The following is a 4,024-nucleotide window of genomic DNA, read 5'->3' on the forward strand; positions in this document are numbered from 1 at the left end:
GGGTTCTTCGCCTTCCTCTATGTATTTGTTAACGCCAACCATTATCTCCTCTCCATTCTCCAGCCGCTTCTGCCTCTTGTATGATGTATCAGCAATTTCCTTCTGTATGTACCCCTTCTTTATTGCCTCGAGTATCCCGCCCATGCTCTCGATCCTGTCAAAGTATTTGTAGGCCTCCTCCTCCATCTTATCGGTGAGCCACTCTACATAATAAGAACCGCCGAGCGGATCTATAACGTCTGGAATGCCGCTCTCCTCCGCTATTATCTGCTGCGTTCTGAGAGCTACCTTGACGGCACCGTCTGATGGAAGAGCCCATGCCTCATCATAGGAGTTTGTGTGCAGGCTCTGCGTACCGCCGAGCACGGCAGCCATGGCTTCTATGGTGGTCCTGATTATATTGTTGAGAGGCTGCTGCCACGTCAGAGTATAACCTGAGGTCTGGGTATGGAACCTCAGCATCATTGATCTTGGATTCTTTGCTCCATATTTTTCCTTCATGACTGTGGCCCATATGCGTCTCGCGGCCCTGAGTTTGGCAATCTCCTCGAAGAAGTTTATTGACGAATTGAAGAAGAACGAAAGGCGCGGAGCAAAATCATCAACATTGAGGCCCGATTTTATGCCGAGATCAACGTAGTAAAAACCGTCCGCAAGCGTGAAAGCGAGCTCCTGAACTGCACTGGAACCGGCTTCCCTTATATGGTATCCCGATATGCTTATGTAGTTCCATTTAGGAACGTTCTTCGTGCAGTAGACCATCATATCCCTTATTATCCTGATGTGTGCCTCCGGAGGATACATCCATTCCTTCTGGGCGATGTATTCCTTGAGTATGTCAGCCTGAACTGTACCGGACACCTTATCGAACGGTACACCCTGCTTTTTGGCTATGGCCAGGTACATGGCTGTCAGAATGGCCGCTGGTGCATTTATCGTCATCGAGGTTGAAACCTTTCCAAGATCTATGCCCTTGAATATGGTCTCCATATCCTTCAGCGTTGATACATTCACACCGCATTTGCCTATTTCCCCCTCGGATCTTGGGTTATCTGCATCATATCCATAAAGCGTCGGCATATCAAAGGCTATGCTGAGACCGGTTTCTCCATTTTCAATTAAATAGTGCAGTCTCCTGTTGGTATCCTCCGGCGTGCCGAAACCAGAAAACATCCTCATGGTCCAAAGCTTGCCCCTGTACATGTTTGGGTATATACCCCTGGTGAATGGATATTCACCCGGCATTCCAAGCCTCTTTTCTACGTCCGGAACGTCTTCCCTTGTATATATCTCCTTTAACGTGATCTCGGATGAATTCTGATATTTCTTCTCCTTATACCCCGTCTGCCTATTCCAGGGCATCAAGGTGCTGGCAACCCATCTCTCGTATTCCTGATTTTTTCTATCAGTATTGAATTCGCCCAGCTTCTTCTTCCAGAAACTATCCATATATAGCATAATAATACATGATAGATTAAAGTTATGCTAATTTCCCACCGTATATCTGTTTTTCAGATCGGAAATACCGTTCATCAAATAAGACTGCCAATATCACAGTATTTATATGTGAATTGAATATTATAATGTGTATACAACACGTCTTGTATCTCTGATCAGGAGCAGAGGATTGTACTCCCCTCCAGGAAGATACGATGCGGTTCCATCTTATGGTAAAATATTCTATGGATCTGGATATCCAATAACGGGTGTGATAAAATTCCTCGGCTATTACGACAGTACATTCAACATAGCCAACTTTCCTTCTATATCAATTAACACAGATTTTTCTGAGGCATTCTCCGCTGTTGTGCTGACCGAAGATGCGGGCAACGACAGTGTCATATTCGACGGAGTGGAAGATGAAGGCGTGAAGAGAAGGGCCATAAAGGCGCTGAATGTGTTCCGTAACATATATTCAGTGAGGGGTTCATTTCATCTTTATGTCTCAATGAAGAGAAAATACGATAACGCAAAGGGACTTGGAGAATCTGCCTCTATGGCGGCAGCAGCTGCGAGATCTATCGCAAGGGCCGTCTTTGGTGAAGAATCGATCGGAGATGGCCCATTCGTTTCGAAGATAGCAAGACTTGCATCAGGGTCAGGATCTAAATCTGTCAATGGCCCGCTTTCTCTGTGGATATCTGACTCAGGATATTCCCATGACAGTTCCTTTTCTCTGAATCTGCCCTTTCATGGAAACAAGATCTCGATCTGTGCGATTCCGTTATCTGGCGATATAGGCACGGAGGACGCACATTCAGCTGCCTTGAGATCGCCATTCTACAATGCATGGGCCTCCTATCAGCGACAGGCGGTATTCGACTTCCTGAACACGGAATTTGATGCAGATACCATAATGAGAACCGCTCTTGATAGCACACTCAAGATGCATTCAATCCTGATGTCATCCGCATCTTTAGTATGGACAGACAGAACAATGAAAATCGTGAAAAATATCATGAATTTTAGATTGCATGGGAATTCCGTAAGCTTATCAATAGACACAGGACCATCTGTGGTGATAATGGCTGAAAGCGATTTCGAACTTAGAAAGGTTTCAGACGCAATAGGTGATATCTGCATTGAGGGTAAATTAGCTGAGGGAGAGCCGAAGATACCGCCGGAATTCATGGAGAGGGCAAAGGAGTCACTTATGAAGTACACGTGATATACTCCGTAGCTGGATCTTCGGAGAATCCTTTCATCGAAGAGATCTCTGCCCGTACATGCATATTCCATGCAAGCCCCATATCGTGATATCCACAGACGTAAATCGGATTTCATCGATACCATTCACGTATAATACCATCTGGTCCTCGCTGAGGAAACAAAAGAAATGGACAGACTTTTTTATAAAGACATCAATTGCAAAAGATCAGTATATTTTCCCTTAAAGGTAAGAGTTTTATTGTTTCCCTCAGACTTCCAATTTTGTTGATAAACGTATTAGTGCTTCAGTTAGACGTTTTGAATCATCCATCTCATTCATTTTGTGATCATCTAATCGATCAACATAATTCTGAAATTAGCCGGCTATCTGGCAGAAATGGACTGTGCGTCAAGTTCAAGTATCCTGCCGCGCGTATCTAGGTGCATAGTGCTAAGCTGATGCACCAGCTTGAGCGGCCATGGGTATTTATCACCCCACAGCGCCTGTACTGTCATCACCGCAGAACGGACGCTGAATCTGTTTCCTGGACTCACAATGATGTTTTTCTTTATGATCATGCCAGTCAATCTATCACCGATGTAAAGATATTCGTCATGTTTCACAGATCTCGTTAGATGCTTCGCTACACCTATGGCACTGGTATTTAAAATTACACCGGCATGGGTTGCAAGCCCAGCGTACCTGGGATGAAGTATCCCATTTCCATCTATGAGAAGCAGATCGGCGTTTCTGTAAAGCCGCCTTATGAACTTGAACTCCCTGAACCCAAGATACCCTGGTATGTATGGAAAGCGGATCTTGTCGCTGATCACATAGGATTCCATCTCTTCACCATGCAGTACGACGGAAGAGGCAAACCCCATTCTGTCGGTATACGAGACGTCGAAGGCCTCTATCAACTCAAATTTTTCTGGACCAGATTCAGTGTATTCTTCCGCTATCTTTCTCTGGTACTCTTGCATCTTTTTCAGGGGGTAATCTGTCCTGAAATCCCGGAATCTATGATGTTCAAAATCTTCTATTTTGCCTGAAACAACTGGAATGCCATCGGCTTTCAGCCGCCGTACCTTCTCCTGAGGCCCAAGAGGATGGGTGTAGTTTCCCACAGTTCCATCGTGAAGAACCACCCTATAGCATGGAATGCCATCCGGATCCTCATTGATAGATAGCATATAGCCAACTGCCCTAGCAGCTATCGGATCACCTAGCGCCTCAGCAAGATCTCCATAAGTGGTCACATACCCATCCGGTATCTGCTTCACGAGATCATAAAAATATGAATATAGATCAAAGTCCTCTAGATCCATCTTGATCTCAACCCTGCGAGCCGTGAGCTACTCCTAAGCTAAAGCA

3 protein-coding genes are annotated in these 4,024 nt (G+C 45.2%); 1 reads left to right on the top strand and 2 read right to left on the bottom strand.

Annotated elements, in window-relative coordinates:
- Positions 1 to 1,449, bottom strand: a 1,449-nt coding sequence (locus tag Q0C15_RS00265) for a methylmalonyl-CoA mutase family protein (protein WP_297214826.1), incomplete at its 3' end; no start/stop codon positions are given.
- A 136-nt stretch (positions 1,450 to 1,585) separates the two neighbouring features.
- On the opposite strand from Q0C15_RS00265, the gene Q0C15_RS00270 reads away from it, so the two are divergent.
- Entirely contained in the window at positions 1,586 to 2,668 is a 1,083-nt protein-coding gene (locus Q0C15_RS00270; RefSeq protein WP_297214828.1) for a hypothetical protein, read from the top strand.
- 365 nt (positions 2,669 to 3,033) lie between these two features.
- Here the strand turns inward: Q0C15_RS00270 and Q0C15_RS00275 are convergent, their stop codons facing one another.
- Positions 3,034 to 3,978 carry an endonuclease V gene (locus Q0C15_RS00275; protein ID WP_297214830.1) on the bottom strand — a complete coding sequence of 315 codons (945 nt, stop codon included), beginning with the start codon at positions 3,976 to 3,978 and terminating at the stop codon, positions 3,034 to 3,036.
- Positions 3,979 to 4,024 lie beyond the last annotated feature (46 nt).

Origin of the sequence: Thermoplasma sp., assembly GCF_023256435.1 — an archaeon.
Lineage (GTDB): Archaea > Thermoplasmatota > Thermoplasmata > Thermoplasmatales > Thermoplasmataceae > Thermoplasma.